We start from the raw sequence: 848 nt of genomic DNA, 5'->3' as shown, positions 1-848 counted from the left end.
GCGCGATCAAATGGTTCGACGTGGCCAAGGGCTACGGCTTCATTCTTCCGGACGATGGTGCCTCCGGTGATATCCTCCTCCATGTGACATGCCTTCGAAAGGACGGGTTCCAGACCGCGCTGGAAGGCGCGCGTGTCGTTTGCCTGGTCAAGCAGGGCGAGCGCGGCCTGCAGGCCTTCCGCGTTCTTTCCATGGATGCCAGCACGGCGGTGCACCCGGCCGAGATGCAGGAGCAGCGCACACATGTCACCGTGGCGCCGGAGAGCGGACTCGAACGGGCGCTGGTGAAGTGGTTCAACCGCACCAAGGGATTCGGCTTCCTGACCCGGGGCGAGGGCACCGAGGACATTTTCGTCCACATGGAGACGCTGCGGCGCTATGGCATCACCGAGCTCAGGCCCGGTCAGGTCGTGCTGGTTCGTTTCGGCCGCGGCGACAAGGGCCTTATGGCTGCCGAAATTCACCCGGATATGGGCACCTTGCCGGTCTCGCATTAAGCGCAGTCCGGCCGAGGATCTTGCATGCTTCACAGGAACTGGCTGACGGCTGGCGCGGTCTGCGTCGCGATGGCTTTCGTCATCGCGGCCGCCGTCTATTTCTATTCACAGCGGCCGACTTCGGCCGATGGTCAGGCCATGATCCTGCCCGTCGACCCGACGCCGCTGGTGGCGGTGACGAAATCGGGTGAACGCTCCTTTTCGATCGAGATCGCCGACACATCCGATGAGCGAGAGGCGGGCCTGATGTTCCGCCAGCAGATGGCCGACGATCACGGCATGCTGTTCGTGTTCGAGGAGTCCAGGGACCTGACTTTCTGGATGAAGAACACGCCGATGCCGCTCGACCTG

The 848-nt window shown here is 63.2% G+C and carries 2 protein-coding genes; both read left to right on the top strand.

Going from position 1 to position 848, the window contains the following annotated elements; genetic code table 11:
• Nucleotides 1-5: 5 nt before the first annotated feature.
• A complete protein-coding gene (locus tag EN742_RS36360; protein ID WP_348632883.1) occupies nt 6-497 on the top strand; it encodes a cold-shock protein in 492 nt (163 codons plus the stop codon).
• Between the two features lie 24 nt (nt 498-521).
• Nucleotides 522-848 (top strand): DUF192 domain-containing protein (locus tag EN742_RS36355; protein WP_189375760.1); only part of this gene is annotated, 327 nt, incomplete at its 3' end.

It is taken from the genome of Mesorhizobium sp. M4A.F.Ca.ET.020.02.1.1 (assembly GCF_004022645.1).
Taxonomy (GTDB): Bacteria; Pseudomonadota; Alphaproteobacteria; order Rhizobiales; family Rhizobiaceae; genus Mesorhizobium.
The sequence above is the reverse complement of the archived record's forward strand: the minus strand, read 5'-3'. Positions and strand labels throughout refer to the sequence as shown.